The sequence below is a fragment of the Burkholderia cepacia genome (assembly GCF_029962485.1).
In the GTDB taxonomy this organism is placed as follows: Bacteria; Pseudomonadota; Gammaproteobacteria; order Burkholderiales; family Burkholderiaceae; genus Burkholderia.
Genome location: NZ_CP073637.1, coordinates 2,040,696 through 2,060,754 on the forward strand (window position 1 = coordinate 2,040,696; position 20,059 = coordinate 2,060,754).

The following is a 20,059-nucleotide window of genomic DNA, read 5'->3' on the forward strand; positions in this document are numbered from 1 at the left end:
TCCCCGGTCAGGTGCCCCCGTCAAACTGCCCGAACTTCGATGATTTTTCCTGCCGTGCCCGTTCGTTCCGCCAGGCGCGTGCGGTCCTTCACCGCGCCGGCCAGCTGGCCGCACGCGGCATCGATGTCGTCGCCGCGCGTCTTGCGCACGGTCGTGACGACACCCGCGTCGATGAGAACCTGTGCGAAGCGCTTGATCTGCTCCGGCTTCGAGCGGATGAGGCCCGACTCCGGAAACGGATTGAACGGGATCAGATTGAACTTGCACGGCACGTCGCGCGTGACGGCCAGCAGTTCGCGTGCATGCGCTTCGGTGTCGTTGACGCCGTCCAGCATGCAGTATTCGAATGTAATGAAGTCGCGCGGTGCGACTTTCAGATAGCGCTGGCACGCAGCCATCAGCTCGCGAAGCGGATACTTCTTGTTGAGCGGCACCAGCTCGTCGCGCAGCGCATCGTTCGGCGCGTGCAGCGAAACGGCCAGCGCGACCGGCAACTCGGCGCCGAGGCGATCCATCATCGGCACCACGCCGGACGTGGACAGCGTGACGCGGCGGCGCGACAGGCCGTACGCGTTGTCGTCGAGCATCAGCCGCATCGCGGGCACGACCGCGCTGTAATTCAGCAGCGGCTCGCCCATGCCCATCATCACCACGTTGGTGACGACCCGTTCGGCCTTGCCGTTCGGGCCGGGCGCGCGGCCCAGCGACGCTCGCAATGCAAATTCGGCCATGCGGAGCTGGCCGATGATTTCGGCTGTCGACAGGTTGCGGGAAAAGCCCTGCTTGCCCGTCGAACAGAAGCGGCAGTTGACCGCGCACCCGGCCTGCGACGACACGCACAACGTGCCGCGCGTCTCTTCCGGGATGAACACGGTTTCGACCGCATTGCCGCTTCCGACGTCGATCAGCCACTTGCGCGTGCCGTCGGTGGAAACGTGATCGCTGGCGATATCGGGCATCACGATCGACGCACGGCCCTTGAGCTTTTCTCTCAGGGACTTTGCGAGATCGGTCATGCCGTCGAAATCGCCGGCGTTGTACTGGTGGATCCAGCGCTGCAACTGCTTGGCGCGGAACGGCTTCTCGCCGAGGCTGCCGCAGTACGCGACAAGACCCTCGGCATCGAAGTCGAGAAGATTGACGGAAGTTTCGCTCGTCATGATGTGCTGCCTTGCCGCGTGCGCTGGATCCTGCCTACTTGCTGTCAGCCAGGGCTTAACGCGAGTAAACGTTCATTTCCGGGAAGAAGAACGCGACTTCGACCGCTGCCGTTTCTGCAGCGTCCGAGCCGTGAACGGCGTTCGCGTCGATGCTGTCGGCGAAATCGGCGCGGATCGTGCCCTTTTCTGCCTTCTTCGGATCCGTTGCGCCCATCAGGTCGCGGTTCTTCAGGATCGCGCCTTCACCTTCCAGAACCTGGATCATCACCGGGCCCGAGATCATGAAATCGACGAGGTCCTTGAAGAACGGACGCGCTGCGTGAACCGCGTAGAACTTCTCTGCGTCTGCACGCGACAGGTGTGCCATGCGCGATGCGACGATCTTCAGGCCGGCGCCTTCGAAACGGCTGTAGATCTGGCCGATCACGTTCTTTGCCACCGCATCCGGCTTGATGATCGACAGGGTGCGCTCGATTGCCATAAAAACTCCAAAAAATTAAGAAGTTACAGGTTCAAATGAATCCGCTATTGTAGCACGATCCCGTGTATCATTGCGATTGAACCCTTACACATGTGAAAGGTTCCGAATCTATATGTTTTGTGCCGCACGGCCATTGAAACCTCCCGGCACGGAACGTATCTTAGCCATAGCTGCTCCGGTTTGCTGCGCCGCACACCGCGTGTGCCGAACCGGCCCCGGACGCCCACGCGTTCAATGTTAGGAGAAACCATGAACGACTATCCGTACAATTTCGGCCGCGGCGGTTCCGTCAGCACCGCCGAGGTTCGCAACCGCGTGCTGCGGAACACGTACTGGCTGCTCGCGCTGTCGATGGTGCCGACCGTGCTGGGCGCCTGGGTCGGCGTCGCGACGGGCTTCTCGCTGTTCGCGGCCACGAGCCCGATGATGAGCCTGCTCGCGTTCTTCGCGATCGCGTTCGGCTTCATGTTCGCGATCGAGCGGACGAAAAACAGCGCGGCCGGCGTGTTCGTGCTGCTCGGCTTCACGTTCTTCATGGGCCTGATGCTGTCGCGACTGCTGAGCTTCATCCTCGGCTTCTCGAACGGCCCGTCGCTGATCATGCTCGCGTTCGGCGGCACCGGCATCATCTTCGCCGCGATGGCGACGATCGCCACCGTCAGCAAGCGCGATTTCTCGGGTCTCGGCAAGTGGCTGTTCATGGGCGTGATCGTGATCCTGCTCGCGTCGGTCGCGAACATCTTCCTGCAACTGCCGGCGCTGATGCTCACCGTATCGGTGCTCGCGATCGCGATCTTCTCCGCGTACATGCTGTTCGACGTCCAGCGCGTCGTGAACGGCGGCGAGACGAACTACATCTCGGCCACGCTCGCGATCTACCTCGACCTGTACAACGTGTTCACGAACCTGCTCGCCCTGCTCGGCATCTTCGGCGGCAACCGCAACTGATGTTCGCCGTGCACCATGAAAAAACCGGCCTTCGGGCCGGTTTTTTTACGTCCGCCGCCGGGCTCAGTCGCGCTCGAACAGCGCGATCGATTCGACGTGCGACGTATTCGGGAACATGTTCACGACTCCGGCGCCCTTGAGCCGGTAACCGGCCTCGTGCACGAGCAGGCCCGCGTCGCGTGCGAGCGTCGACGGGTTGCACGACACGTAGACGATCCGCTTCGGCAGCGGGCCTTCGCCGCTCTGCGCGATCTCGGCCAGCGCCTTCGACACCGCGAGCGCGCCTTCGCGCGGCGGGTCGATCAGGAACTTGTCGAATGCACCAAGCGCGCGGAGGTCGTCACCCGTCACTTCGAACAGGTTCCGGCACGCGAACGTCGTATGACCGTCGACACCGTTCTCGCGCGCATTCGCCAGCGCCCGCGTCGTCAGCGTGTCGCTGCCCTCGATGCCCATCACTTCGCGCGACAGTCGCGCGAGCGGCAGCGTGAAGTTGCCGATCCCGCAGAACAGGTCCAGCACGCGGTCGTCGCGCGACGGCGCGAGCAGGCGCAGCGCACGCCCCACCAGCACGCGGTTGATCTGGTGGTTGACCTGCGTGAAGTCGGTCGGCTTGAACGGCATGCGGATGCCGAATTCCGGCAGCGTGTAGTCGAGCGCCACGTCGAGCGGATAGAACGGCGTCACCGTGTCCGGGCCCTTCGGCTGCAGCCAGAACTGCACCTTGTGCTCGTCCGCGAACGCGCGCAGCAGCGCTTCGTCGTCCGCGTTGATCGGCTCCAGCACGCGCAGCACGAGCGCCGTGACTTCCGAACCGACCGCCAGCTCGATCTGCGGCATCCGATCGCGGATCGACAGCCCCTCGACGAGCCGGCGCAGCGGCACCAGCATCGCCGACACGTGCGGCGGCAGCACTTCGCAGCTCGTCATGTCGGCAACATAGCTGCTCTTCTTCTCGTGGAAGCCGACCAGCACGCCGCCCTTCTTCGCCACGTTGCGCACGGTCAGGCGCGCACGGTAGCGATAGCCCCACGACGGGCCGTGGATCGGCGCGAACATCGTTTCCGCGCGCAGCTTCGCCAGGTGCCACAGGTTGTCCTCGAGCACGCGCTGCTTGACCGCCACCTGTGCACGCATGTCGAGATGCTGCATCGAGCAGCCGCCACAAGTACCGAAGAACTTGCATTTGGGCTGCGTGCGCATCACGCTCGGGCGCAGAATATCGACAACCGTCGCCTGCTCGTAGCTCGGCTTGCGGCGGTAGCTCGAATAGGTCACGCGCTCGCCCGGCAACGCGCCTTCGACGAAGATGACCTTGCCCGGCTCGCCATCCTCGGTGATCGTGCGGCCGACACCGCGCGCTTCCATGTCGAGCGATTCGATCTCGAGAACCGGGGCGGGCCCGGGCGCGACGGGCGCATTTTTCGATTTGCGCGCAGAAGTGGGGACGGCTTCGGACACCAGCTTTTCCTGACAAACGTTGAAGAAGGCGAGATTGTAGACGACGAAGGCCCGTATCGCCCGCTTTGGATGGGCCGAGCGTCGATACTTGATGATGGACGGCCCTGCATCGCGCCGCAACGGCCACGCAGCCGGCTTACGGCACCGACACCCGCGCAAGACCGCGGAACGCGTCAGGACCAGCCCGAAGCCCGCCACCCAACCACCAGGAGATTCGACCATGCGACTGATCGACTGGAACATCCAATGGGGTCGGGACGCGGACGGCATCGTCGACCTTCCCCGCACCGTCTCGGCGATCCAGCGGCTCGGCGATTTCGACGTACTGTGCCTGCAGGAGGTCACGCGCGGCTTCGGCGCGCTGCCCGGGCAGCCCGGCCCCGACCAGTTCGCCGAACTCGCGGTGCTGCTGCCCGGCTATACGATCATCGGAGCGATCGGCGCCGACCTGCCGGCCATCGAACCGGGCGCACCGCGCCGCCAGTTCGGCAACGCGATCGCGACGCGGCTTCCGGTCGGGCGCGTGCTGCGCCAGTTGCTGCCGTGGCCGGCCGACGCCGGTGCGCCGTCGATGCCGCGCGTCGCGCTGGACGTCGAACTGCAGGCCCCGTTCGGTCCGCTGCGCGTGGTGACCACCCATCTGGAATATTATTCGGCGCGCCAGCGGCTCGCCCAGGTCGACGCGCTGCGCGGCCGGCATCGCGAGGCCTGCGCGCACGCAGAACGTCCGGCGCCCGCCGAGACCGCCGAGGGGCCGTTCAGCGCGACCGGCCAGCCGCGCGACGCGATCGTCTGCGGCGACTTCAACAGTGCGTTCGACAGCGACGCATATCGGCGCTTCCTGGAACCGATCGCGGACGCGCCGCGCTTCGTCGACGCATGGGTCGCGCAACACCCGGGGCGCACGCCGCCACCGACGGCCGGCGTCTACGATACGGTGCAATGGTCGGAAGGGCCGCTCGCATGCGACTTCGCATTCGTGACCGAGACAATGCTGCCGCGCGTCACGCGCTGCGACATCGACGGCGTCGTGCGCGCGTCGGATCACCAGCCGGTGCTGCTCGAACTGGCCTGATCGCGCCGGTTGCGACGCAGGCCGCCCGCGCTACGCGTCGAAACCGGCCAGGTACTCAACCCAGTGCGGCGCCGGCTCCAGCGCGAGCGCGTTCTTCACGATCAGGATCTCGTCCGCGTACTCGCTCGGTGTCAGACCACCGCGCATCAACTGGAACCGGCAGTACAGCAGGTAGGTGTTGACGACGTCGGTTTCGCAATAGTTGCGGATTTCATCGATCCGGCCATCCCGGAACGCCGGCCACACCTGGCTGCCGTCCATCCCGAGCTTGCCGGGGAAACCGCACAGCTTCGCCAGCGCGTCGAGCGGCGCGTTGGCGCGCGCCTGATACATCGCGAGCACGTCCATCAGGTCGGTATGCCGCGAGTGATAGCGCGAGATGTAGTTGTTCCACTTGAATTCGCGGTCGTCCTCGCCGAGATCCCAGTAGCGGGTCGCGGGGATGCCGTGCACGAGCGCACGGTAATGCAGCACCGGCAGATCGAAGCCACCGCCGTTCCACGACACGAGCTGCGGCGTGTATTTCTCGATCACGCGGTAGAACGACTGGATCAGCGTCGCTTCATTGTCCTGCGGCGTGCCGAGCGAGCGCACGCGAAAACCGTTGTTGTCGCGGAACACGCACGAGATCGCCGCGATCCGCTGCAGGTGATGCGGCAGGAAATCGCCGCCGGTCTTCTCGCGGCGTGCGGCGAATGCATGTTCGGCCACCGCGGCATCGTCGAGCGTCGCGGGCAGGTCTTCCAGACGGCGAATGCCGTCGACATCGGGAATCGTCTCGATGTCAAAAACAAGAATCGGAGTCATCAGTTACAGAACGGCGTCCTTGCGCACGCCGTTGGAGGCAAAGAACCGCTTGAGGCGCACCAGCGCTTCCTGCTGGATCTGCCGCACGCGCTCGCGCGTGAGCCCCATCTCGTCGGCGAGCTCCTCGAGCGTCGCCGGTTCGATATGGTTCAGGCCGAAGCGGCGCTCGATCACGTGCCGATGCTTGTCGGACAACCGCGACAGCCACGCGCGCGTCAGCGTTTCGAGCTCGCGGTGCTGCACCTCGGCGTCGGGTGACTGGCTCTGATCGTCGGGCAGCAGGTCGAGCAGGCTGCTCGCGGGATCGAGGTCGAGCGGCGCGTCGAGCGACGCCGTGTGCTCGTTGAGCGCAAGGATGTCGGTGACTTCCTCGGCGGTCTTGCCGGTGAGATAGGCGATGTCGTCGATGCTGGCTTCACGGCGCTCGGCCGCCTCGCCCGTCGACATCGAATTCTTTTCGAGGTGGCGCTTCGCGCGCAGCACCTGGTTCAGTTCGCGGATGACGTGCACGGGCAGGCGCACCGTGCGGGCCTGATTCATGATCGCCCGCTCGATGCTCTGCCGGATCCACCACGTCGCATAGGTCGAGAAACGGAACCCGCGCGTCGGGTCGAACTTCTCGATCGCGTGCATCAGGCCGAGGTTGCCTTCCTCAATCAGGTCGAGCAGCGGCACACCACGGTTCAGGTATCCCTTCGCGATGCTGACGACGAGGCGCAAGTTGCGCTCGATCATCACCTGCCGCGCCTCGAATTCGCCGGCCTTCGCCAGGCGCGAATAGCGCTGCTCTTCCTCGACGGTCAGCAGCGGCTTCACGCTGATTCGGTTCAGGTAATGCTGGATCGTGTCGGCCGTGAGCTCGGCCTGCAGCATCGTGCGGAAATCGTCGACGTCGGGCGCCGCTTCCGGGCGGCCTTCGCGCTCGTCATCGCCACCGTCCGCCTCGGCGTCGCGCGCCTCGATATCGCGTTCGTTGTCCGCGATATCGTCCTCGTCGTCCGTCGAAGCACCTGCTCGCCCCACCGATGCTTGCGTGGCACGACTGATCTTCTCAGACTCGGCTTGCGGCTCGTGGCGCTTCGATTTCGGCATGGTCGTCTCGGTTATTGAGGCGGCAAATACTTCAGCGGATCGACAGGCTTACCCTGCCGGCGAACCTCGAAATGCAGCATCACGCGGTCGGCATCGCTGTTACCCATCTCGGCGATCTTCTGCCCCTTCGTTACCGCGTCCCCCTCTTTTACCATCAAAGCACGATTGTGTGCATACGCCGTGAGGTAAGTCGCGTCGTGTTTGATGATAATGAGGTTGCCGTAGCCGCGCAGGCCGTTACCGGAGTAGACGACGCGGCCGTCGGCCGCCGCCTTCACGGTCTCGCCGGCCGTGCCGCCGATGTTGACACCCTTGTTCTTCGCGTCGTCGAACCCGTTCAGCACGGGGCCGCGCGCGGGCCATGCGAACGTCACGGGGCCGCTCGGGGCCGCTGCCGTATCGCTCGAGCCGGCGGCCGCAGCCGGCGGCGTGGCGAGCGTGGAGGACGTGCCGGCAGCCGGCGTTGCCGGGCCGCTGCTGAGCGGCGCGGTCGCGACGGCGGCGCCCGCGATCGGCGCAGCGACCTGCGTGCCCGCAACGGCGGCGCCCGCCTGCGGCGAAACGCGCAGCAGCTGGTCGACTTCAATCTGATTCGGGTTCGACAGGTTGTTCCACGCGGCGATGTCGCGATAGTTCTGCCCGTTTTCGAGCGCGATCCGGTACAGCGTGTCACCCGGCTTTACCCGGTAGTAACCCGGGGGCGCCGGCGGAAGCGGCGCCGCGGGCTGCGCGGTGCCGGTCGTGCCGAGCGAGCCGGAGCGATCGACGACAGGCGCGTTGTCGAGCCGCGTCGCACAGGCGGCCAGTAGCGTGGAGAACGCAGCCACACAGATCGCGCGCTGGGCGAGTGTGAGCGGTTCCCTGGATCGGTTGTTTTGCATCGCGCGCAACATACTCATCGGTTTCAAATCACTCCGGATTTTAAAGGGACAAAGAAAACGCGATCAAGCCGTGACTCTCGCCATTGCGCGTGCGCGACGCGCTCGACGAGCGTGAGCACCTGATGCTGCCCGCTCTGCGCGCCGACCGGCGCGACGAGCCGCCCGCCGATCGCGAGCTGCTCGAGCAGCGCCTGCGGCACGTCGAGCCCCGCCGCCGCGATCACGATCGCGTCGAACGGGGCCGCGGACGGCAAGCCGACACGCCCGTCGCCGTAGTGCAGACGGATGTTCGGCACGCGCAGCGGCCGCAGGTTCAGCTTCGCGCGCTCATAGAGCGGCTTGATGCGTTCAATCGAATACACGTCGCGTGCCACGTGGCTCAGCACGGCGGCCTGATAGCCGCACCCCGTGCCGATCTCGAGCACGCGCTCGAGTGTGCGGCCGGCCATCGCGAGCTCGATCATGCGCGCGACAACCGACGGCTTGGAAATGGTTTGCTGGTGGCCGATCGGCAACGCCGAATCCTCGTAGGCCTGCGTCGCGAGCCCCGGATCCACGAACATGTGGCGCGGCACCGCGGCCATCGCGTCCAGCACGCGCGCGTCGGTCACGCCGTTCGCGCGCAGTCGTTCGACCATCCGCTCGCGCACGCGTTCCGACGTGAGCGCGAACGCGCCGGCCGGCGCGACGCTCGGCGCAGCCGGTTTCGGCATCGCGGGCTTCAGCGCGGTCGGCTTCGGCGCGGTCGCCGGCTTCGCGGCCGTGGGACCGTGCGCCGCCGACCGCACGGCGGCAGGCTTCACCGCAACCGGTTTCAGCACGGCAGCGGGCTTGTCGGCAGCCTTCGGCACCGCAACCGCCGCATGGCGTTCACCGGCCCGACCTTCCGATTTGCGTGGCGCTCGCTTGAGATCTTCGAGCGCGAGCGGGAACCGCTTCGCGCGCTCGCCGCTCATGAAGCCCGCCCTCCGGCGCGCGCCCATTCGCGCGTCGCGGGCAGCATCTGCGTATGCGTGAGGTCCAGCTGCAGCGGCGTGATCGACACGAAACCGTTTGCGACGGCGTGGAAATCGGTGCCGTCGCTCGCGTCCATCGCCGCGCCCGCGGCGCCGATCCAGTAGATCGGCTCGCCACGCGGGTCGGTCTGGCGAATCACCGGCTGCGACGGATGACGCTTGCCGAGACGCGTGACCTTCCAGCCCTTCAGTTCGTCGTACGGCAGATTCGGAATATTGACGTTCAGCAGCGGGTTGCCCGGCAGCGGATGCGCGAGGTAGTGCTCGACGATCTCCGCGGCGACGCGCGCGGCGTCCGCCAGATGGGTCCAGCCCTTGTCGGCCAGCGAGAATGCGATGGCCGGCACGCCGAACATGATGCCTTCGGTGGCGGCCGCAACTGTCCCTGAATAGAGCGTGTCTTCGCCCATGTTCTGGCCGTTGTTGATCCCGGAAACGACGAGATCCGGCTTCGCATCGGCCATCCCCGTCAACGCGACGTGCACCGAATCGGTCGGCGTGCCGTTCACGTAGAAGAAACCCGTACCCGCCGCACGCTGTACCGACAGCGGCCGCGACAACGTGAGGGAATTCGACGCGCCGCTGCAGTTCTGCTCGGGCGCGATCACCGTGAGCTCGGCCAGCGGCTGCAGCGCTTGGCTGAGCGCGGCGAGACCGGGGGCGAGATAGCCGTCGTCGTTGCTGAGTAGGATTCGCATCCGGCGATTGTAACCGAGGAAAGATGGCGCGAGAGCGACAGTCCGATGGGCGCGAGCGGACGGGTGCGCGCATGTGCGCAGGGTGCGCCGCCGCATGGCGCGGCGTCTTTCAGCACGCTCGGGAAAACGCCATGCCGCCCGGGTTTTCCGCCCCGAAGGAGGTCCCGTCGACGAATGCCTGCGTCGCGGACCTGGCGCGAAGCGACAGGTCCGCGAGCACTTTCCTCAGATCGCGCCTGCTTCGCGCAGCGCGGCAATCGCCTGGGCGTCGTAGCCGAGGCCGCGCAGCACCTCGTCCGTATGCTCGCCGAGCTCGGGCCCGAGCCAGCGCGTTTCGCCCGGCGTATCCGACAGCTTCGGCGTGATGTTCGGCAGCGGAATATCGGTACCGTCAGCCAGTTTGAAACGCTGGATCATCTGCCGGGCAACAAACTGCGGATCGGTAAACATGTCGGCGGCGCTGTAGATGCGCCCGGCCGGCACGTCGGCCGCGTTGAGCACGACCAGCGCCTCGTCGATCGTGCGCGGCGCGAGCCACGCGGCGATCGCGTCGTCGATCTCCTGCGTACGTGGCACGCGCCCGTCGTTTTGTGCGAGCGCCGGATCGTCGGCGAGGTCGTCGCGCTCGATCGCCTTCATCAGCCGCTTGAAGATCGGGTCGCTGTTGCCGCCGATCACGATGCTGCCGTCGCGGCACGCATAGGTATTCGAAGGCACGATGCCCGGCAGCGACGCGCCGGTGCGCTCGCGCACCATCCCGTACACGCCGTATTCGGGCACCACGCTTTCCATCATGTTGAAGACGGCTTCATACAGTGCGACGTCGACCACCTGCCCCGCGCCGCCGTTGACCTTGCGGTGATGCAGCGCCATCAGCGCGCCGATCACGCCGTGCAGCGCGGCGATCGAATCGCCGATCGAGATGCCGATGCGCGGCGGCGGCAGATCGGGATAGCCGGTGATGTGACGCAGCCCGCCCATCGATTCGGCGATCGCACCGAAGCCGGGCCGGTCGCGGTACGGGCCCGTCTGACCGTAGCCGGACAGGCGCACCATCACGAGACCCGGGTTGTCGGCCGACAGCACGTCGTAACCGAGCCCGAGCTTCTCCAGCAGGCCGGGACGGAAGTTCTCGATCACGATGTCGGCCTCGCTCGCGAGCTGTCGCGCGATCGCCTTGCCGGCGTCGGCTTTCAGGTTCAGCGTGACCGATTTCTTGTTGCGCGCCTGGACGGACCACCACAGCGACGTGCCGCCCTGCTCCGGGTGGAGCTTGCGCCATTTGCGCAGCGGGTCACCGCCGTTCGGATCCTCGATCTTGATCACTTCCGCGCCGAATTCGGCGAACAGCCGCGACGCGAACGGCCCCGCGATCAGCGTTCCGAATTCGAGCACTTTGACGCCCGCGAGCGGGCCCTGGCTGGTGCTCATGTGTCTCCCTGGCATGAGGAACGGCGCCGCCGGCAGGCGGCGCCCGGCTTACATCGTGCGGCGATCGAGCATCGCGCGGGCGATGGTGCCCGCGTCGACGTATTCGAGTTCACCGCCCACCGGCACGCCGCGCGCAAGGCGCGTGACCGCGAGGCCGCGCGCCTTCAGCGTCTGACCAAGGTAATGCGCGGTGGCTTCGCCTTCGTTCGTGAAGTTGGTCGCGAGCACGACTTCCTTGACGATACCGTCGGACGCGCGCCGCACGAGGCGGTCGAAGTGGATTTCCTTCGGGCCGATCCCGTCGAGCGGGCTCAGTCGCCCCATCAACACGAAATACAGCCCGCGGTACGTCATCGTCTGCTCGAGCATGATCTGGTCGGCGGGCGTCTCGACGACGCACAGCAGCGTCGGATCACGCTCCTCGTCGCTGCAGACCTCGCAGATCTGCGCTTCGGTGAACGTGTTGCACTTTTCGCAGTGCTGCAGGTGCTCGGTCGCGAACAGCAGCGACCGGCCAAGCCGCTCCGCGCCTTCGCGGTCGTGCTGCATCAGGTGGACCGCCATGCGCTGCGCGGATTTCGGCCCGACGCCGGGCAGCACGCGCAACGCTTCGACGAGAGCAGACAGGGCGGACGGCTGTTTCATACGGCGGCAAACAGTGGCAAGGACGCGGCGCTCAGAACGGCAGCTTGAAGCCCGGGGGCAGCGGCAGGCCCGACGTCATGCCGCTCATCTTTTCCTGCGACGTCGCTTCGGCCTTGCGCACGGCGTCGTTGAACGCAGCGGCGACGAGATCCTCGAGCATGTCCTTGTCGTCCGCGAGCAGGCTCGGGTCGATCGCGACGCGGCGCACTTCGTTGCGGCACGTCATCGTCACCTTGACGAGGCCGGCGCCCGACTGCCCTTCGACTTCGATCAGCGCAAGCTGCTCCTGCATCTTCTTCATGTTTTCCTGCATTTGCTGCGCTTGCTTCATCAGTCCGGCGAGGTTGCCTTTCAACATGGAAATACTCCTTCTTGATCGTGTGAAAACCGGCACGCGGCGCGTGCCGGCCAAAGTGTGCGGGGCGTGATTGTGCCTGTCGCGGGGCGGTCAGTTCAATGCAACGTCGGCGGCACGCCGTCCGGCGCCGAATCGGCGAGCGGACGAACCGAACCCTCGACGATGCGCGCACCGAAGTCGCGCACGAGCTGCTGGACGAACGGATCGCCGTGAATCTCCTGCTCGGCCTCGCGCTGGCGTGCCGCGCGCGCGGCCGCATCGAGCGCCGCCGCGGTGCGCCGTGCGGGCCCGACCTCGACGGCCACCTCGACCGGTTTGCCGAGCGCGTCGGCCAGCGCCGCCTTCAGCTTCGCCACCTGCGCGGCGTCCGCGTACTGCGGCACCGGCACCGAAAGTTTCAGGGTGGTCGCATCGACGGCCGTCAGTTCGCTGTTGAAGGCGAGCTGGTACGCGACGCCCTTCAACGACAACCGCGCGGCCAGCGCCGGCCATTCGCCGTCGAAGCCGAGCGGATCCAGCGCGATGGCGGGCGGCAACGGTCGCGCATCGACCGGCGCGGACGGACGCGTTTCCGCCGGCTTCGGCATCACGCGCACATCGTCGGGACCGCTGTTGAACTCCGGCACGAAGCCGTCGTCCGGGCCGCCGAACATCTCGTCGGCGCTGAGCGGCACGTAGTCGTCGGGCGGAATGTCTTCCCACGGCGGCGAGGCCTGGCGCGACTCGGCAGCCTGCGGCGCACGAGCCGCGGCACGCGGCGTCGGCACCTGCACGGCGGGACGCGATGCGGCCGGCTTCTCGGCGACCGGCTGGGCTGCCGGTTTCGGCGCCGCGCCTGCGCGCCCGCGATCGGACGACACGCGCATTCCCGCATTGCGCAGCACGTCGAGCGCGGCGGCGGCACCGCCTGCGCGCGCGGCCGGACGTGCAGCCGGCTCCGGCGGCGCAGCGCGCGGCACCGGTGCGGCCTGTGCGACCGGTTCTTCGATTTGCGGCGCAACCGCGGCAGCGGCCGCCCCAGGCGGCTCGGGCTCGTTGCGGGCAGGCGGCGGCAGGTCCGGCGCTGCTTGCTGCACGACATCCGTTCCCGGCTGTGGTGTTTCAATGACGGGTGCGTCAACCGGCACCGGTGCGGGCGCCTGAACGGCAGCCGGCTTCGCGGCGGGCGGGCTGGCTTCGCCTTCGGACCGAGCAGGTGCCGAACGCGCGACGGGTGCGATCGGGGCAGCCGGGGCAGCCGCCGGCGGACGCACCGCCTCGACGGGCGCAGCCGCTACGGGCTTCGCCGCAGCGGCCGATGCCGCGGCAGCGCGCGGAGCCGGCACGGCCCGCGGCACGGACGGCTGGCCGCCCGGCGCACTGCCGGCGGCAACCGCCGGCTCGAACGCGAGCATCCGCAGCAGCGTCATCGTGAAACCGGCGTACTCGTCCGGCGCGAGACCGAGCTCCGCACGGCCGACCGTCGCGATCTGATAGAACAACTGCACCTGTTCGGGGCTCAGTGTCTCCGCGAAACGGCGCAGGTCGGCCGCTTCCGGCCATTCGTCGAGTACCGATCCCGGGGCGAACTGCGCCCACGCGATCCGGTGCAGCAGGCTCGCGAGATCCTGCAGCGCGGTCGAGAACGACAGGCTGCGCAGCGACATTTCGTCGGCAATCGTGAGGATTTCGGGGCCGCTGCCAGCCGCGAGCGCGTCGAGCAGGCGCACCATGTAAGTCTGGTCGAGCGCGCCGAGCATGCCCGACACGGCCGACTCGGTCACTTCGTTCGCCGAATAGGCGATCGCCTGGTCGGTGAGCGACAGTGCATCGCGCATGCTGCCCTGCGCCGCACGCGCGAGCAGGCGCAGCGCCTGCTGCTCGAACGTGATCTGCTCTTCGCCGAGGATCCGCTCGAGATGCGACACGATGTGCCCGGCCGGCATCTGCTTCAGGTTGAACTGCAGGCAGCGCGACAGCACGGTAACGGGAATCTTCTGCGGATCGGTCGTCGCGAGGATGAACTTGACGTGCGGCGGCGGCTCTTCGAGCGTCTTCAGCATCGCGTTGAACGCGTGGTTCGTCAGCATGTGCACTTCGTCGATCATGTAGACCTTGAAGCGCGCATCGACAGGCGCGTACACCGCGCGCTCGAGCAGCGCGGCCATCTCGTCGACGCCGCGGTTGCTCGCGGCATCCATTTCGACGTAATCGACGAAACGGCCCTCGTCGATCTCGCGACAGGCGCGGCACACGCCGCACGGCTGCGACGTGACGCCGGTTTCACAGTTGAGTGCCTTGGCGAAGATCCGCGACAGCGTCGTCTTGCCGACACCGCGGGTTCCGGTAAACAGATAGGCGTGATGGAGACGCCCGCCGTCGAGCGCGTGCGTAAGCGCCCTGACGACGTGCTCCTGGCCGACGAGCGAAGCGAAATCCTTCGGACGCCACTTGCGTGCGAGAACTTGATAGGTCATCGGGAAATTGTATCAGTAACGCTGCGTCGCGCCGACACGCGAAACGGTGCGGAGAACGGGCAAAGTGCGGGTCGAACGGAGTGTGATGCAGAAATAAAAAACGCCCGGCGAATGGGGCGAGAAGGAAGGTGACGAGCCCAACCCTCGGCACTGGCGGAAAACGATTGTGGCTGCTTCGTTCCCGACCTGACCAGGTTCACCGCCCCACCATGCGAGGAGGCCCGTCACGGCATATTCTATCACCGCTTCCGGACGAATGCGACCGTTTGTTCGCATCAATGCGAATATCGCCGGGCAAACCGGCGCGCCATCCGTTCGCACGACGCGCAAGCGTGCCCGCCCCTTGTAATCTGCAGGCCAGCCTCCACTTGCATGGCACAACGGTCGAACGTCGCGTCGTACCCCTACTCGCGTAGCGGCTACTATCGCCGCCCGCAGCAGATAGCAATTTAGGCTAATATGACGCCCGAACGACCCGCGAGCCGCGGCATGCAGTGCTTACACCCCTCCTTTCCGGAGCGCGGAGTGGCCTGCCGCAGCGGCCGGCAGCCTACGGCGGCCGGCACGCCGCAACGCGCAAGCAGGCAGTCCCCGAACCGTAAGAGGTATTGACCCAATGAGCGAACAGATCAAACACATCAGCGACGCATCGTTCGAACAGGACGTCGTCAAATCCGACAAGCCCGTGCTCGTCGATTTCTGGGCCGAATGGTGCGGCCCGTGCAAGATGATCGCCCCGATCCTCGACGAAGTCGCGAAGGACTACGGCGACAAGCTGCAGATCGCGAAAATCAACGTCGACGACAATCAGGCGACGCCCGCGAAGTTCGGCGTGCGCGGCATCCCGACGCTGATCCTGTTCAAGAACGGCGCGGCCGCCGCGCAGAAGGTCGGCGCGCTGTCGAAGTCGCAGCTCACCGCATTCCTGGACAGCCACCTGTAATACCGGCAGTTCCGCGGACGTGTTGTCAACCGGCAACACGTCCGCCGTCAAGCCGCCGATCGCTCGCTCAAGCGCGAATCGGCCTATGCTAGAATTAAAAAACGTCGACAAGACGCATTTAAGTCTCTGAGCGCTTCCGCTCGCCCTCCTCCCTTATTTTCTTTCGTCGCTTCTCCTCCCTGGCGGGTTCTCCGTATGCATTTATCCGAGCTCAAGTCTCTGCACGTCTCCGAACTGATCGAAATGGCCAATGGCCTGGAGATCGAAAACGCGAACCGCCTGCGCAAGCAGGAGTTGATGTTTGCCATTCTTAAAAAGCGCGCCAAGACGGGAGAGACGATCTTCGGCGACGGTACGCTCGAAGTGCTGCCGGACGGCTTCGGTTTCCTGCGCTCGCCGGAAATGTCGTACCTCGCGAGCACCGACGACATCTACATCAGCCCGTCGCAGATCCGCCGCTTCAACCTGCACACCGGCGACACCATCGAAGGTGAAGTCCGCACGCCGAAGGACGGCGAGCGATACTTCGCGCTGGTGAAGGTCGACAAAGTCAACGGGCAGCCGCCCGAGGCCTCGAAACACAAGATCATGTTCGAGAACCTCACGCCGCTGCACCCGAACAAGCCGCTGTCGCTCGAACGCGAAATGCGCGGCGAAGAGAACGTCACGGGCCGCATCATCGACATGATCGCGCCGATCGGCAAGGGCCAGCGCGGCCTGCTCGTCGCGTCGCCGAAGTCGGGCAAGACCGTGATGCTCCAGCACATCGCACACGCGATCAAGCAGAACCACCCGGACGTGATCCTGTTCGTGCTGCTGATCGACGAACGCCCTGAAGAAGTGACCGAAATGCAGCGCTCGGTCGCCGGCGAAGTGATCGCGTCGACGTTCGACGAACCGGCCACGCGCCACGTCCAGGTCGCCGAAATGGTGATCGAGAAGGCCAAGCGCCTCGTCGAAATGAAGCACGACGTCGTGATCCTGCTCGACTCGATCACGCGTCTCGCCCGCGCGTACAACACCGTGATCCCCGCATCGGGCAAGGTGCTGACGGGTGGTGTCGACGCAAACGCACTGCAGCGTCCGAAGCGCTTCTTCGGCGCCGCGCGCAACATCGAGGAAGGCGGTTCGCTGACGATCATCGGCACCGCGCTGATCGAAACCGGCAGCCGCATGGACGACGTGATCTACGAAGAGTTCAAGGGCACCGGCAACATGGAAGTGCACCTCGAGCGCCGCCTCGCGGAAAAGCGCGTCTACCCGTCGATCAACCTGAACAAGTCGGGCACGCGTCGCGAAGAAATGCTGATCAAGCCCGAGATCCTTCAGAAGATCTGGGTGCTGCGCAAGTTCATCCACGACATGGACGAAGTCGAGGCCATGGAATTCCTGCTCGACAAGATCCGCCAGACGAAGAGCAACTCCGAGTTCTTCGACCTGATGCGCCGCGGCGGCTGATCGCCTCCGCCCCCGCAAGACGGCCGCCCGCGCAACTCGCCCGGCGGCCGTTTTTCCGCTCCAACCTGAACGTGAACGTACAGGTTGATCTATAATCGCGTCATCGCCCCGACCCAACCCCGCGCCTCCCGATGCCGAACGACGCCCCCACCCCGCTGCTGACCGTGAGCGACGCCGCATCGCGGCTCGGCGTCACGCCGCGCACGCTGAAGTATTACGAAGAGCGCGGGCTCGTCACGCCATCGCGCAGCGGCGGCCGCTACCGCCTCTATGACGAAGCCGACCTCGAGCGCTTCGCGCGCATCCTGCGGCTACGCGCGCTCGGCTTCTCGCTGCACGGCATCACCGAAATGCTGAAGCGCCCGCTGGAAGAAACGGGCGACGGCCGGCGCCGCTATTCGGATGCGTCGCTGCGCGACATCCGCACAGGCCTTGCCGACCAGATCGACACGCTGGACCGGCGGATCGCGGCGGTCCAGCGCGAACTGAAGGAAGCCGTCGCGCTGCGCAAGGAACTGCAGCACGACATCGACTACGTCGAGCGGCGACTCGCCGGTGAAAACCCCGATGCGCTGATCGCGCAGCGGCAGGCCGAAGCCGGTACGCGGCGCACGCACAAGGATCGCGAATGAACGCGGGGGCCGGTCGCCCGCCGCTGTGGAGCCGTGCGAACCTGCGCACGGACCTGTTCCCGTGGGCACTCGCACTCGTCACCGGTGTCGACTACTTCGACAACGCGGTCTTCTCGTTCTTCGCCAGCTATATCGCCGGCGGCATCAACGCGTCGCCCGACGAACTCGTCTGGTCGTCGAGCGCGTACGCGGTCACGGCCGTGCTCGGGATCCTGCAGCAGCAATGGTGGGTCGACCGGCTCGGCCATCGCCGCTACGTCGCCGGCTGCATGCTGATGTTCTCGTTCGGCGCGATCGCGGCCGCGCTCGCCGATACGTCGCTGCAACTCGCGTTCGCGCGCGGTTTCCAGGGGTACTTCATCGGCCCGATGATGGGTGCGTGCCGCATCCTGATCCAGATCAGCTTCAAGCCGCAGGAGCGGCCGCCCGCGACGCGCGCATTTCTGATCATGATCCTGCTCGGCAGCGCACTCGCGCCGATCGTCGGCGGGCTGCTGGTCGCGCATTCGACGTGGCGCGCCCTGTTCGCGTGCACGGCGCCGGCCGGCATCGCATTCGCGATCCTCGCGCTGCTCACGCTGCCCGACTCGGGCCGCACGCCCGACGACGAACGCGGCTCCGGACACTTCTGGCCGTATGTCGTGTTCGCGCTCGCGCAAGGCGCGCTGCAGATCGTGCTGCAGCAGGTGCATTACCAGCTCTACAGCGGCTCGCCGATGCTGATCCTGCTGACGATCGCGGGAATCGGCGCGCTCGCGTGGTTCGCGTATCACCAGTGGAACCACCCGACGCCGCTCGTGCGGCTGCATGCGTTTCGAGAGCGGACCTTCCAGGTCGGGCTGCTGCTCTACATGTTCTATTACTACGAGACGACAGGTTTCAGTTACCTGACGTCGCGGTTTCTCGAAGGCGGGCTCGGCTATCCGGTCGAGAACGCCGGACGCCTGGTGGGCACGATGTCGCTGATTTCGGCCACCGCGCTGTTCGCGTACCTGCGTTATGCGAAGTTCGTCACGCACAAGAAGTGGTTCGTCGTGCCGGGATTCGCGATCGCCGTCACGGCCGCGCTGTGGATGACGCGCATGACGCCGCAGGTCGGCGAAGCCGCGCTGATCGTGCCGCTGCTGCTGCGCGGACTGCTGCTGCTCTTCATCGTGCTGCCGGTGGCCAACCTGACGTTCCGGATCTTCGCGATCGACGAATATACGCATGGCTACCGGCTGAAGAACATCGTCCGGCAACTGACGATCTCGTTCGCGACGTCGTCGGTGATCATCGTCGAGCAGCATCGCGTCGCCGTGCACCAGACGCGGCTCGTCGAGCGCGCGAACGTGTTCGACCCGCTATTTCAGCAGACCGTCGACGCGCTGACGCGCAGCTATGCCGCAGCGGGCCACGCGCTGAACGAGGCGCACGCCCTCGCGATCGCTTCGATCGCGCGGATGGTCGCGCAACAAGCGTCGTTCCTCGCGTCGCTCGACGGCTTTTACTTCCTGGCGGGCGTCGCGCTCGTCGGTGGCGTCTTCGCAGCATGGCAAAAAGAGATCGATTGAGTTAAAAGACAGGCTTTGGATTATCGTCAGCCATCTCCATGCTCTCGAAACTCACCCGCTGGTTCGACGACCGCCGCCGCGACCGTGCGCTGCGCAGCCACCCGATCTCCGACGCGCTGTGGCAGGACACCGTCGAGCGACTGCCGTTCCTCGCGACGCTGGCGCCTGATGCGCTCGGCCGGCTGCGGGAGCTGACGAGCCTGTTCGTCGCGAAGAAATCGTTCTCGACCGCGCACGGGCTGGAGCTGACCGACGAGATGATCGTCGCGATCGCCGCGCAAGCCTGCCTGCCCGTGCTGAATCTCGACCTGTCGCTGTACGACGGCTGGGTCGGCGTCGTCGTGTATCCGGGCGAATTCGTGATCCGCAAGACCGTGCAGGACGAGGACGGCGTGGTCCACGAAGTCGAACAGGACGCGAGCGGCGAGGCCTGGGAAGGCGGCCCGGTGATCCTGTCGTGGGAAGACGCGCAAATGACGGACGGCCGGGACGCGTACAACGTCGTGATCCACGAATTCGCGCACAAGATCGACATGGTCAACGGCGCGGCCGACGGCTATCCGCCCCTGTTTCGCCGCTGGCACGCGCCGCATCTCGATGCGCAGGCCTGGGCCGACGTGTTCGAGCATGCGTACGACCAGTTCTGCGCACGTGTCGACGCGGTGCCGGACCGTGCGTGGGCGCGCTTCGAGCGGGACTCGTTGATTGACCCGTATGCGGCCGACCACCCGTCGGAATTCTTCGCGGTGTGCAGCGAGGCGCTGTTCGTGCGGCCGAAAGCGTTCGAGTCCGAATTTCCGGAGCTGTACCGGCTGCTCGCGCGCTACTACCGGCAGGATCCGGCCGGCACCGGCGCACTCGACGCACGTTGAAAATTATTCGTCAACCATCTGATTTTCTGGCATAATCGCCGTTTTTCGACCTTAGGCAAGTGGCTCGCGCCGGGCTTGGCGTCGTCTGGTAT

Annotated in this window: 19 protein-coding genes and 1 other RNA gene; 7 read left to right on the forward strand and 13 right to left on the reverse strand. The window is 66.1% G+C overall.

Features of this window, described 5'->3' with window-relative positions; all coding sequences use genetic code 11:
- Positions 1–20: 20 nt before the first annotated feature.
- The gene (gene rlmN, locus KEC55_RS09460) at positions 21–1,160 is read right to left on the reverse strand and encodes a 23S rRNA (adenine(2503)-C(2))-methyltransferase RlmN (protein WP_282505190.1); all 1,140 of its coding nucleotides are present in this window, start codon (positions 1,158–1,160) and stop codon (positions 21–23) included.
- A gap of 55 nt (positions 1,161–1,215) precedes the next feature.
- Complete coding sequence (gene ndk / locus KEC55_RS09465; protein ID WP_011352265.1) at positions 1,216–1,641, reverse strand: nucleoside-diphosphate kinase; 426 nt, start codon at positions 1,639–1,641, stop codon at positions 1,216–1,218.
- A gap of 249 nt (positions 1,642–1,890) precedes the next feature.
- On the opposite strand from ndk, the gene KEC55_RS09470 reads away from it, so the two are divergent.
- On the forward strand, positions 1,891–2,589 hold the full coding sequence (locus KEC55_RS09470) for a Bax inhibitor-1/YccA family protein (RefSeq protein ID WP_006761414.1): 699 nt from the start codon (positions 1,891–1,893) through the stop codon (positions 2,587–2,589).
- A 63-nt stretch (positions 2,590–2,652) separates the two neighbouring features.
- Here KEC55_RS09470 and rlmD read toward each other — a convergent pair whose 3' ends face one another.
- Positions 2,653–4,050, reverse strand: a complete 1,398-nt coding sequence (gene rlmD, locus KEC55_RS09475; RefSeq protein WP_176047183.1) for a 23S rRNA (uracil(1939)-C(5))-methyltransferase RlmD — start codon at positions 4,048–4,050, stop codon at positions 2,653–2,655.
- 220 nt (positions 4,051–4,270) lie between these two features.
- Here rlmD and KEC55_RS09480 point away from each other — a divergent pair, with 220 nt between their 5' ends.
- The gene (locus KEC55_RS09480; protein WP_282505191.1) at positions 4,271–5,125 is read left to right on the forward strand and encodes an endonuclease/exonuclease/phosphatase family protein; all 855 of its coding nucleotides are present in this window, start codon (positions 4,271–4,273) and stop codon (positions 5,123–5,125) included.
- A 30-nt stretch (positions 5,126–5,155) separates the two neighbouring features.
- On the opposite strand, the gene KEC55_RS09485 is transcribed toward KEC55_RS09480, so the two are convergent.
- The 10 genes from KEC55_RS09485 to ffs all read right to left on the reverse strand — a co-directional run bounded on the left by KEC55_RS09485 (position 5,156) and on the right by ffs (position 14,735).
- Positions 5,156–5,932, reverse strand: coding sequence for a 3'-5' exonuclease (locus KEC55_RS09485; protein WP_282505192.1), 777 nt, complete (start codon positions 5,930–5,932; stop codon positions 5,156–5,158).
- 3 nt (positions 5,933–5,935) lie between these two features.
- Positions 5,936–7,024, reverse strand: a complete 1,089-nt coding sequence (gene rpoS, locus KEC55_RS09490; RefSeq protein ID WP_282505194.1) for an RNA polymerase sigma factor RpoS — start codon at positions 7,022–7,024, stop codon at positions 5,936–5,938.
- Positions 7,025–7,035: 11 nt separating this feature from the next.
- Positions 7,036–7,923, reverse strand: coding sequence for a peptidoglycan DD-metalloendopeptidase family protein (locus tag KEC55_RS09495; RefSeq protein WP_176047187.1), 888 nt, complete (start codon positions 7,921–7,923; stop codon positions 7,036–7,038).
- 5 nt (positions 7,924–7,928) lie between these two features.
- Entirely contained in the window at positions 7,929–8,861 is a 933-nt protein-coding gene (locus KEC55_RS09500; RefSeq protein ID WP_282505197.1) for a protein-L-isoaspartate(D-aspartate) O-methyltransferase, read from the reverse strand.
- Positions 8,858–9,619 (reverse strand): 5'/3'-nucleotidase SurE, encoded by a 762-nt coding sequence (surE, locus tag KEC55_RS09505; protein WP_282505199.1) that lies wholly within the window; start codon positions 9,617–9,619, stop codon positions 8,858–8,860. The genes KEC55_RS09500 and surE overlap by 4 nt, the downstream gene beginning before the upstream one ends.
- Positions 9,620–9,844: 225 nt before the next feature.
- Positions 9,845–11,050 carry a CaiB/BaiF CoA transferase family protein gene (locus tag KEC55_RS09510; RefSeq protein ID WP_006496407.1) on the reverse strand — a complete coding sequence of 402 codons (1,206 nt, stop codon included), beginning with the start codon at positions 11,048–11,050 and terminating at the stop codon, positions 9,845–9,847.
- Positions 11,051–11,098: 48 nt separating this feature from the next.
- The gene (gene recR / locus KEC55_RS09515) at positions 11,099–11,695 is read right to left on the reverse strand and encodes a recombination mediator RecR (RefSeq protein ID WP_034181272.1); all 597 of its coding nucleotides are present in this window, start codon (positions 11,693–11,695) and stop codon (positions 11,099–11,101) included.
- Positions 11,696–11,726: 31 nt separating this feature from the next.
- Entirely contained in the window at positions 11,727–12,053 is a 327-nt protein-coding gene (locus tag KEC55_RS09520; protein WP_014896896.1) for a YbaB/EbfC family nucleoid-associated protein, read from the reverse strand.
- A gap of 95 nt (positions 12,054–12,148) precedes the next feature.
- A complete protein-coding gene (locus KEC55_RS09525; protein WP_282505203.1) occupies positions 12,149–14,509 on the reverse strand; it encodes a DNA polymerase III subunit gamma/tau in 2,361 nt (786 codons plus the stop codon).
- Positions 14,510–14,636: 127 nt separating this feature from the next.
- An RNA gene (gene ffs / locus KEC55_RS09530) (signal recognition particle sRNA small type) lies at positions 14,637–14,735 on the reverse strand.
- Between the two features lie 390 nt (positions 14,736–15,125).
- Here ffs and trxA point away from each other — a divergent pair.
- From trxA to KEC55_RS09555, 5 genes are all read left to right on the forward strand, one after another.
- Entirely contained in the window at positions 15,126–15,452 is a 327-nt protein-coding gene (gene trxA, locus KEC55_RS09535; protein WP_006402348.1) for a thioredoxin TrxA, read from the forward strand.
- A 195-nt stretch (positions 15,453–15,647) separates the two neighbouring features.
- Positions 15,648–16,910 carry a transcription termination factor Rho gene (gene rho, locus KEC55_RS09540; protein WP_006478662.1) on the forward strand — a complete coding sequence of 421 codons (1,263 nt, stop codon included), beginning with the start codon at positions 15,648–15,650 and terminating at the stop codon, positions 16,908–16,910.
- A gap of 131 nt (positions 16,911–17,041) precedes the next feature.
- The gene (locus KEC55_RS09545) at positions 17,042–17,542 is read left to right on the forward strand and encodes a MerR family transcriptional regulator (RefSeq protein ID WP_282505204.1); all 501 of its coding nucleotides are present in this window, start codon (positions 17,042–17,044) and stop codon (positions 17,540–17,542) included.
- The gene (locus tag KEC55_RS09550; protein WP_282505206.1) at positions 17,539–19,095 is read left to right on the forward strand and encodes an MFS transporter; all 1,557 of its coding nucleotides are present in this window, start codon (positions 17,539–17,541) and stop codon (positions 19,093–19,095) included. Before KEC55_RS09545 ends, KEC55_RS09550 begins: the two co-directional genes overlap by 4 nt.
- Before the next feature lie 38 nt (positions 19,096–19,133).
- Positions 19,134–19,967: a zinc-dependent peptidase gene (locus KEC55_RS09555; RefSeq protein ID WP_282505208.1), complete on the forward strand. Its 834-nt coding sequence runs from the start codon at positions 19,134–19,136 to the stop codon at positions 19,965–19,967.
- Positions 19,968–20,059 lie beyond the last annotated feature (92 nt).

What these genes read in the sequence shown, in the direction of transcription:
- rlmN (WP_282505190.1), bottom strand. Translation starts at nt 1,160, where the DNA reads ATGACGAGCGAAACTTCCGTCAATCTTCTCGACTTCGATGCCGAGGGT.
- ndk (WP_011352265.1), bottom strand. Translation starts at nt 1,641, where the DNA reads ATGGCAATCGAGCGCACCCTGTCGATCATCAAGCCGGATGCGGTGGCA.
- KEC55_RS09470 (WP_006761414.1), top strand. Translation starts at nt 1,891, where the DNA reads ATGAACGACTATCCGTACAATTTCGGCCGCGGCGGTTCCGTCAGCACC.
- KEC55_RS09480 (WP_282505191.1), top strand. Translation starts at nt 4,271, where the DNA reads ATGCGACTGATCGACTGGAACATCCAATGGGGTCGGGACGCGGACGGC.
- KEC55_RS09485 (WP_282505192.1), bottom strand. Translation starts at nt 5,932, where the DNA reads ATGACTCCGATTCTTGTTTTTGACATCGAGACGATTCCCGATGTCGAC.
- rpoS (WP_282505194.1), bottom strand. Translation starts at nt 7,024, where the DNA reads ATGCCGAAATCGAAGCGCCACGAGCCGCAAGCCGAGTCTGAGAAGATC.
- KEC55_RS09495 (WP_176047187.1), bottom strand. Translation starts at nt 7,923, where the DNA reads ATGAGTATGTTGCGCGCGATGCAAAACAACCGATCCAGGGAACCGCTC.
- KEC55_RS09500 (WP_282505197.1), bottom strand. Translation starts at nt 8,861, where the DNA reads ATGAGCGGCGAGCGCGCGAAGCGGTTCCCGCTCGCGCTCGAAGATCTC.
- surE (WP_282505199.1), bottom strand. Translation starts at nt 9,619, where the DNA reads ATGCGAATCCTACTCAGCAACGACGACGGCTATCTCGCCCCCGGTCTC.
- KEC55_RS09510 (WP_006496407.1), bottom strand. Translation starts at nt 11,050, where the DNA reads ATGAGCACCAGCCAGGGCCCGCTCGCGGGCGTCAAAGTGCTCGAATTC.
- recR (WP_034181272.1), bottom strand. Translation starts at nt 11,695, where the DNA reads ATGAAACAGCCGTCCGCCCTGTCTGCTCTCGTCGAAGCGTTGCGCGTG.
- KEC55_RS09520 (WP_014896896.1), bottom strand. Translation starts at nt 12,053, where the DNA reads ATGTTGAAAGGCAACCTCGCCGGACTGATGAAGCAAGCGCAGCAAATG.
- KEC55_RS09525 (WP_282505203.1), bottom strand. Translation starts at nt 14,509, where the DNA reads ATGACCTATCAAGTTCTCGCACGCAAGTGGCGTCCGAAGGATTTCGCT.
- trxA (WP_006402348.1), top strand. Translation starts at nt 15,126, where the DNA reads ATGAGCGAACAGATCAAACACATCAGCGACGCATCGTTCGAACAGGAC.
- rho (WP_006478662.1), top strand. Translation starts at nt 15,648, where the DNA reads ATGCATTTATCCGAGCTCAAGTCTCTGCACGTCTCCGAACTGATCGAA.
- KEC55_RS09545 (WP_282505204.1), top strand. Translation starts at nt 17,042, where the DNA reads ATGCCGAACGACGCCCCCACCCCGCTGCTGACCGTGAGCGACGCCGCA.
- KEC55_RS09550 (WP_282505206.1), top strand. Translation starts at nt 17,539, where the DNA reads ATGAACGCGGGGGCCGGTCGCCCGCCGCTGTGGAGCCGTGCGAACCTG.
- KEC55_RS09555 (WP_282505208.1), top strand. Translation starts at nt 19,134, where the DNA reads ATGCTCTCGAAACTCACCCGCTGGTTCGACGACCGCCGCCGCGACCGT.